Source organism: Dietzia sp. DQ12-76 (assembly GCF_014145045.1).
GTDB lineage: Bacteria > Actinomycetota > Actinomycetes > Mycobacteriales > Mycobacteriaceae > Dietzia.
In genome coordinates, this window is sequence record NZ_JAALDV010000519.1 from 3,435 (window position 1) to 4,379 (window position 945).

The 945-nt window shown below is 73.3% G+C and carries 1 protein-coding gene and 1 pseudogene; both read left to right on the forward strand.

What is annotated here, in order from left to right; genetic code table 11:
- Positions 1 to 146, forward strand: a pseudogene (locus G6019_RS17500) (FAD-binding oxidoreductase); the annotation flags it as partial.
- Positions 134 to 945 (forward strand): creatininase family protein (locus G6019_RS15980; RefSeq protein ID WP_182628024.1); only part of this gene is annotated, 812 nt, incomplete at its 3' end. The pseudogene G6019_RS17500 and the gene G6019_RS15980, both read left to right, overlap by 13 nt.

Genomic DNA, 945 nt, shown 5'->3' on the forward strand with positions numbered 1-945 from the left:
CGGGCGTGCCCGTCCTGGAGGAACTGGGCGTGACGGTGCACTCCCCGCACCAGTACCGCGTGGATCACGGCACCGAACAGGTGCGGGCACTCGCGGCGCGCACGGACCCCTACGGCCTGCTCAATCCCGGGCGGTGGGGGGCGTGATCGGGCCCGCGCGGCGCTACGCGGACCTCAGCACGGTCGAGGCCGCGGACGTGGGCCGGGGCGATCCCGTGGCGGTCATCCCCGCCGGCGCGATCGAACCCCACGGCCCCCACCTCCCCCTGGCCACCGACCTCATCGTGGCCGAGGCGGTGGCCTCCCGGGCGGTGGAGAACGCAGCCGGGATGGACACAGCCGGGGTCGACGCCTGGCTCATGCCCGCGCTGGGATACACCAAGAGCGATGAGCACTCCTCGTTCCCCGGCGCGATGTGGATCACCGCCGACACCCTGTTGTCCCAGGTGCGTGAACTCGGTTCGGCGTTGGCCGCCAGCGGATTCCGCCGCGTGCTCTTCGTCAACTGCCACGGGGGCAACTCCGCGCTGCTGGAGGTGGCGCTGCGGGAACTGCGCCGGCGCAGCGACCTCCGGACGTTCCTCTACGCCGGTAGGGCCGTGCCGGGGCCCGGTGAGCTCGGGATGGGGATCCACGCCGGGTGGGCCGAGACGTCGATGATGCTCCACCTGCGTCCGGACCTCGTCGACATGTCCGTCGCCGAGGCCCGGGTCCCGACCGCGGTGGCCGGATGCCGGCACATCGGCTTCACCGGCCCCGTGAAGTTCGGCTGGCTGGCCGACGACCTGTCCGACACCGGGGTGATCGGCGACCCCACCGACGCCGACCCCGACATCGGTGCCCGACTGGTGGCCGATCACGTGGCCACCGTCGTCGGTGCGCTCGGGGAGATCGCGGACTTCGACCCGGCGCGCGGGCTCCCGGACGCCGGGCTCCCGGACGCTGT